The 6,614-nt window shown below is 52.1% G+C and carries 6 protein-coding genes; 4 read left to right on the forward strand and 2 right to left on the reverse strand.

Going from position 1 to position 6,614, the window contains the following annotated elements:
• Window positions 1–65: 65 nt before the first annotated feature.
• Window positions 66–2,249, reverse strand: a complete 2,184-nt coding sequence (uvrD, locus tag IE090_RS14025; protein ID WP_189389151.1) for a DNA helicase II — start codon at window positions 2,247–2,249, stop codon at window positions 66–68.
• A gap of 181 nt (window positions 2,250–2,430) precedes the next feature.
• On the opposite strand from uvrD, the gene IE090_RS14030 reads away from it, so the two are divergent.
• The 4 genes from IE090_RS14030 to IE090_RS14045 all read left to right on the forward strand — a co-directional run bounded on the left by IE090_RS14030 (window position 2,431) and on the right by IE090_RS14045 (window position 5,484).
• Window positions 2,431–3,282 carry an SIS domain-containing protein gene (locus tag IE090_RS14030; RefSeq protein WP_189389154.1) on the forward strand — a complete coding sequence of 284 codons (852 nt, stop codon included), beginning with the start codon at window positions 2,431–2,433 and terminating at the stop codon, window positions 3,280–3,282.
• Window positions 3,283–3,561: 279 nt separating this feature from the next.
• Window positions 3,562–3,747: a PA3496 family putative envelope integrity protein gene (locus IE090_RS14035; protein WP_094059313.1), complete on the forward strand. Its 186-nt coding sequence runs from the start codon at window positions 3,562–3,564 to the stop codon at window positions 3,745–3,747.
• 197 nt (window positions 3,748–3,944) lie between these two features.
• Complete coding sequence (locus IE090_RS14040; protein WP_189389157.1) at window positions 3,945–4,790, forward strand: substrate-binding periplasmic protein; 846 nt, start codon at window positions 3,945–3,947, stop codon at window positions 4,788–4,790.
• Between the two features lie 223 nt (window positions 4,791–5,013).
• Entirely contained in the window at window positions 5,014–5,484 is a 471-nt protein-coding gene (locus IE090_RS14045) for a GNAT family N-acetyltransferase (RefSeq protein WP_189389161.1), read from the forward strand.
• 398 nt (window positions 5,485–5,882) lie between these two features.
• Here the strand turns inward: IE090_RS14045 and IE090_RS14050 are convergent.
• Window positions 5,883–6,614: IS630 family transposase (locus IE090_RS14050; protein ID WP_189389163.1), on the reverse strand; the 732-nt coding region annotated here is incomplete at its 5' end.

Consider the following 6,614-nt stretch of genomic DNA (forward strand, 5'->3'; position numbering starts at 1 on the left):
CAGCGCCCAGCGGTACAGTCGCCGGGCTAAGCGTGCGGGCTAGAGTTGCGGGATGAAGTTACAGGCTAGAGTGTCTGCAACTTGGCAAAGCTCACCACCAGCCACTTGCTGCCCGCATCATCAAAGTTGATTTGCACCCTCAGCCCAGGCCCCTGGCCTTCAAACTGCAGCACCGTGCCTTCGCCAAACATTTCATGAAACACCCGTTGCCCTAACTGAAACGGCAGGCCAGCATCGAGCATGGCCGGACGCTCGCTGCGCGGTTTTTCACGCGCCGTCAGTGGCCGGCTGATGCTGTTTTTAAGGCGCACTTCCTCCACCAGCTCGGACGGAATTTCACGAATAAAGCGCGATGGCGTGCTGTAGTTTTCTTGACCGTGCAGGCGACGACTTTCGGCGTGGGTCAGTACCAGCTTGTCCATTGCACGGGTAATGCCGACGTACGCCAAACGACGCTCTTCTTCCAGACCGTCGGCATCGTCCATCGACATTTTGTGCGGGAACAAGCCTTCTTCCATGCCGGTCAGCACCACTTGCGGAAACTCCAGGCCCTTGGCTGAGTGCAAGGTCATCATTTGCACCGCATCTTCATGCTCATCCGCTTGTGCATCACCGGCATCCAAAGCGGCGTTATCCAGAAAGACGGCCAGATCGCTGACGTCGTCGTCGGCATCCACCTCATCATCGGTTTCAAACTGACGCGCGGCGTTGATGAGTTCGTCCAGGTTATCCAGGCGTGCCTGACCTTTTTCACCCTTTTCTTTGCGGTGATGATCGATCAGCCCGCTTTGCTCAATGGTGCGATCGACGATTTCATGCAGCTCCAACTCGTCGATGCCGACGCTCATTTCTTCGATCAGATCGATAAAGGTCTGAATGGCGTTGCTGGCACGCTTGGGCAACATCCCCAACGACGCCACTTCGCTGGCCGACTGCCACATAGAGCAGCCCTGTTCACGCGCATGGGAGCGCAGCACATCGACGGTTTTTTCGCCGATGGCACGCGCCGGCACATTGATCACTCGCTCCATGGCGGCATCGTCGTGACGGTTCAGCAATAAGCGCAAATAGGCGGTGGCGTTTTTGATTTCCAAGCGCTCATAGAAGCGTTGGCCGCCATAAATGCGGTAAGGAATGCCGGCCCGCAAAAATGCTTCTTCCAGCGTGCGCGACTGAGCGTTGGAGCGATACAGCACGGCAAAATCGCGGCGATCATGGCCGTTGCGGGCCCAATCGTCGACCAAATCCGCAATGTAGCGCGCTTCGTCTTGCTCGTTAAAGGCACTGTAGAGGGCGATCTTATCGCCGTCTGCTCCGGTGGTTTTCAGCTCTTTGCCCAGTCGCCCTTGGTTATTGGCAATCACGGCGTTGGCGGCGGCCAAAATGGTGGCCGTGGAGCGGTAGTTCATCTCCAGCTTGATCAGCTCAGCGCCGACAAAGTCCTGCTGGAAGTTGCGAATGTTGTCGATGTTGGCACCGCGCCAGCCGTAAATGGACTGGTCATCGTCGCCCACCGCCATCACAGACACCTGATTGCCGGCCAGCAGGCGAATCCAGGCGTATTGAATGTTGTTGGTATCTTGAAACTCGTCCACCAGGATATGGCGAAAGCGCTGCTGATAATGCGCCAACAGCTCAGGGTTGTTGAGCCACAGCTCGTGGGCGCGCAACAGGATTTCACCAAAATCGACCAAGCCATTTTGCTGGCAGTTTTGCTCGTACAGCTGATAAATCTCCTGCATGGTACGGGCAAAGGGGTCCGATGAGGGAATCACATGGGCAGCACGACGGCCTTCATCTTTGTGACCATTGATGTACCACTGCACCTGTTTGGGCGGATAGCGGCTGTCATCATAGTTGTTGGCCCGCATGATGCGCTTTACCAAGCGCAGTTGGTCATCGCTATCGAGCACCTGGAAATACTGCGGCAAATTGGCTTCGCGCCAGTGCTGCTTCAACAAGCGATGGGCCAAGCCGTGAAACGTTCCCACCCACATGCCATTGCTGGGCACATCCAACAGCTGCTCAAGGCGGCCACGCATTTCGCGCGCGGCTTTATTGGTAAACGTCACCGCCATCACCGCAAACGGCGATACATTCTCAACCCCCAGCAACCAGGCAATGCGCTGCACCAGCACCCGGGTTTTGCCGGAACCGGCACCGGCCAGCACCAGTTGATGCTTAGAGCTGGCAGCCACCGCATTGCGCTGGCCATCGTTTAATTGGTCGAGAAGTAATTCAATTTCCATAGAAGCCCCGGGGTTACAGACCTGAACCAGACTGCTCTGGCCGCGTGGCAGTCTACCAAAGGCTGTACATTTATACATCTATGCGCCTGAGCACCAGAGCGCTCTATAATCCAACCCCCTTAAGCCGCGCAGCCCCTGGGTCTGATAAAGTAGGGGCAGCAGACTAAAAGAGACGTTGATTGTGAGTAACCGTCCCATACTGAGCGAGATCGCCGCCGCCATTCCCGAGCTGCGCAAATCAGAAGTAAAAGTGGCTGAGTTTGTGCTCAAAGCACCACAGCAAGTCATGCACATGCGCATTGTTGATTTGGCCCAAGAGGCGCAAGTGAGCGAGCCCACCATCGTGCGCTTTTGCCGCGCCATTGGCTGCAATGGCTTTCAGGAGTTCAAAGTGCGCATCGCTCAGGAAATGGCCATTGCCAATAACATCGGCCAGTTTGCCATTGCTGAAGACGATGGCATCGACGATATCGTCGAAAAAATCGCGGACACCACCATTCAGCGCTTGCACCAGGTCAAATCCCAGCTGCAAGCCGAGCAGGTCGGCGAAGCCGCACGCGCCATCAGTGCGGCTCAGCGAGTGGAGTTTTATGGGTTTGGCGCCTCCGGAGCCGTCGCCATTGATGCCCAGCACAAGTTCTTTCGCCTGCAAGTGGCCACCGCAGCCTACAGCGACCCCCATATGCAAGCCATGTCGGCGGTGACCCTGAGCAACCGCGATGTGGTGGTCGCCATCTCACAAAGCGGACGCACCAAAGACCTACTGCATTCAGTTCAACTAGCCCAGCAACATGGTGCCCGCGTCGTTAGTCTAGCGCCCGCCAACACGGCCCTAAGCCAGCTGGCTGAGTTGCCGATTTATATCGACATCGAAGAAGACACTGAGCAGTACACCCCGATGACCTCGCGCATTGCCCATCTGATGGTGATCGATATGCTGGCGGTGGCGGTAACCCAACGCCGTGGGCCTGAGTTCGCAGAACACCTCAATGCCATCAAACGCAGCATTCGCTCTTTACGCATAGAAAGCTAACCCCTCCCAGCTAGACAAATCACGACATTTGTCGTGATTGTCACTCCCACTCATGCGGATTTTACCGTCACACTAAGGTACTAGTACGCAACAAAAACCGTTGAGATGTAACAACTTACGGGCAATTTATAAAGTCATGCCGGACGCTCGTGCCTACTTTGCCACATTGGCTCTGTGGGGATTTGCTGTCATGCTTTTGCAACCAATAACAATAACAATCACAGCAGCTAGGCCCAGACAACTCTGAGTAACTCTGTGAAGCCCAAAAAGGAAAATACAATGGAAGCAGCTCTGAAAAATGCAGCCCATGAAGAAGTTGTATCGTTCGACCAGGAAGGCAACGTCGTTGTTAATAAGGACTGTCAGATGTCCAAGAAGTTGATGGCACGGCGGGCGATTGAAGCTCACTTAGAACGCAAGCGCCTGGAGAAAAACTTCGACGAACACTATTTCGAAGACATGTAAAAATCCGCGGCGCGGATTTTTTTGTTTCAGGGGTGCCTTCTGGCCCCTGAAGCTGTCTAGCACAGTGAATCATGCCCAGAGCCAGCGTCTCGCGGGTCATGGTGTACTTTGCCCCCCCCCCTCCTCCCCTACGCCGCCTCAGGCATTAGCTAAACTGACAGTTTCTTGGTTTCAGCTTGCAATAAGCGGGATGGCTTATGACAGACGCCACGGCGTTAATCGCCGACAAACTAGCTCGGCAATGCCACCTTCTAGCGACCTTTTTAGTCATCGGCTGTCTGACCAACCTCAACGCTTGGGCAGCGAACTCGACCAGCCTGAATGTGTGTGAAGACGCTGTCTGGCCACCTTACACTTTTAAAATCAGCAAGGCCGGAACGACACGCCTTGATGGCGTCAGTTACGAGTTGCTGCAAGCACTGGCACAGGAGCTGAACCTACAAGTCGACTTTCACATTCTGCCTTGGAAGCGCTGCTTAGCGCAGGTCTACTCTTACCCACAAACTGGCATGGAGATGTTTATCAACGGCAGCTCTAACCGTGAGCGAGTGAGCAAATATCACCGTACTGTGCCGGTGTTTAATGTGCGTCGCAGCTATGCATTTCACCGCGATCATGCCGATAAATTTGACCATATTCGCAATGTTACAGATTTGAATAACATGCAAGTGTGCGGTGTTCTTGGCTACAACTATGAGGATGTGATCGACGCGGGTTTGACGACCACAATTCAAACCCCGGCAACCACAGTTCAAGACGCCATTGACCGAGTAATTAATAAACAGTGCGAGGTATTGCTAACAACCTACGAAGTGGTTGAGGGCGGTATTGCACTCAGCAACCTAAAAGCCAGCCCCGTTTTTGTTCACAGACTCCTGCCAGGCATTGAACCGGATCATATGCACTATTGGATTACCCGCTCTTCACCACGGTCAGAGTCTTTATTAAATGACTTTAATGCGGCCATAAAAAAGCTTCAGGCCAACGGCACAGCAGACCGTATATTTGGTCGCTTCTTACCTGATGGCGACGGCATTCCCTAAAATCGCTCGCAGAGATTCTGTACAGAAAATCTCCCCATCACCCTTCTTGAATCGAAAAAAGCACGAGCTTCATGGCCGTGCTATGATCCCGCCGCCTTCGCACAGCGTGCATTAACACATCTTATTTCGCCCGCAGTCGATCTGCACATATTGAAAAAGATCGGTTTAGTAGTTAACGAGCTTTGTTCGATGGCATTCGATTAATATCAAAAAAGAGCAACACATGACGACACTGATTACTGTTACCGAAGCCAATGCTCATGCAGCATTGCATATTCGTGCAGACAAACCAGACCTGTACTTCTTGCATTACAACACCCATTGGATTGGCCATGGCGTTGCCAATGCAAACATTCGCTGTAAGTTTATTGAGCACAACGGCACGCTTGTTGGCTTTACCGCCTACGGCCCAGCCTATAAAGACGACTACCTGCTTGAAGCTGATGCTTCTCATATAGCCACTGTGTATCACTTGGTGATCAAGCCTGAATACCAGCGCCAAGGCATTGGGGAAGACAGCCTTCGCCTAATTGCGCAAGAACTCATGCTGCAAGGCCATACCGAACTGCGCGTGGCACACCACCCTGACGCAGAAAAAGCGGCTCGTTTTTACCAGAAAATTGGTTTCCAAGTAATCGGTAAAGACTACGACGATGACACCCTACTGAGCATTCAATTATCAGATTTAGCTTAACCTAAGGATACCTTTCATGACGGCCTTACATTCCTATATTTGCAACGGAGGCCCTATATGGGCCTTCCCATGTTTAGTTTTTCCATTCCAATACCATCTTTAAAAGCAGCCATTTAATAAACTGTGTTCTTTAATTCAGAGCCCAAGAACAACAATGCCCTGCATAGAAGACATACAGATCACCCCCGCCCTCCCTAAGCATAGCGAACAACTGATACAATTATTATTTGATAGCAGCTGGCCTTATCATGGTAAAAAATAGCATGCAAGGGATAGTGCCCAGCAACTGCTGCAAAACGCAATTGCAGACGAGCACAGTATTATTTTTTTGGTAACATCTTCCTGCTCTGAGCAACCGCTTGCTTTTGTGCAGTTAGAAGAGCTAGTGGTCCATGCGGTTAATTCTGTAACGATTGTTTTGCCCGCTCGACCGAAGCCAGAATTTGGCCGGCAGGCTTCGTCCATTTGAACGGCTTCGCACTCGCACTCTCCGCATTATGGGCTCTGATAAAGTTCTCCAGCTCCATCTTTAATTCTGAAACACTGGTGAATACTCCGCGATACAACGCTCGGCGTTCCAGTTGAGAAAACCAGCCCTCCACGGCGTTCAGCCACGAGGAGCTGGTCGGAGTGAAGTGTAGATGGATGCGAGGATTAGCTTCAACCCACTCCCGAACTTCTTTTGTTTTATGCGCGCTGAGGTTGTCCAAGATTATGTGGAGATCTTTATTCGAATGTGTACGCCGATCAACCAGCTTCAAGAAGGATAAAAACTCCTTGCTGTTTGTCCGGTCTGCTACTTTTCCGATCACTTTGCCCGTCAAAGTATTAAAGGCTGCGTACAAACTGACCGTTCCGTGTCTTTTGTAATCGTACGTCTGGCTTCCAATCCGGCTTGGATTGAGGGGAAGGCCTGGTTGTGTTCGATCCAGAGCTTGAATCTGTGTTTTTTCATCAACACTTAGAACAATGGCGTTTTCTGGTGGATTCATATACAAACCCACGATATCTACTACCTTATCAGAGAACTTTGGATCATTACTGATCTTGAACGTTTTCAATCGGTATGGGCGTAAATCTGCGGCTGCCCAGATCTGCCGAACTTGCCAAGGCGTTATTTCCGCGTACTT

Origin of the sequence: Bacterioplanes sanyensis, assembly GCF_014652515.1 — a bacterium.
GTDB classification, from domain to species: Bacteria; Pseudomonadota; Gammaproteobacteria; order Pseudomonadales; family Oceanobacteraceae; genus Bacterioplanes; species Bacterioplanes sanyensis.

Coding starts and splice junctions, on each gene's coding strand:
- IE090_RS14045 (WP_189389161.1), top strand. CDS start 5,014: ATGACGACACTGATTACTGTTACCGAAGCCAATGCTCATGCAGCATTG.
- uvrD (WP_189389151.1), bottom strand. CDS start 2,249: ATGGAAATTGAATTACTTCTCGACCAATTAAACGATGGCCAGCGCAAT.
- IE090_RS14035 (WP_094059313.1), top strand. CDS start 3,562: ATGGAAGCAGCTCTGAAAAATGCAGCCCATGAAGAAGTTGTATCGTTC.
- IE090_RS14040 (WP_189389157.1), top strand. CDS start 3,945: ATGACAGACGCCACGGCGTTAATCGCCGACAAACTAGCTCGGCAATGC.